General features: G+C 73.4%; 1 protein-coding gene. It reads right to left on the bottom strand.

What is annotated here, in order from left to right:
- The coding region (gene cpaB, locus KZZ07_RS27530; RefSeq protein ID WP_219520240.1) for a Flp pilus assembly protein CpaB at positions 1-229 on the bottom strand (229 nt) is incomplete at both ends.

The following is a 229-nucleotide window of genomic DNA, read 5'->3' on the forward strand; positions in this document are numbered from 1 at the left end:
CGTCGCGGAAGGTGCGGATCACGTCGACGCGGTCGTTCGGCAGGATGAAGCCGCCGGCCGAGTTGGTGCCGCGGCTGTCGGTGACGATGGCGACCGCGCGCATGCCGGGCGGCAGGATCGCCGCCATGAAGCCGCTCTCCGGGCGCACCAGCTTCTGGGCGCGGATCGGCTCGCCCGTCAGGAAGCCCGAGCGCACGGACGCGCCCACGGTCTCCTCGAGGGCCTTGGG

It is taken from the genome of Mameliella sp. CS4, assembly GCF_019392335.1.
GTDB lineage: Bacteria > Pseudomonadota > Alphaproteobacteria > Rhodobacterales > Rhodobacteraceae > Antarctobacter.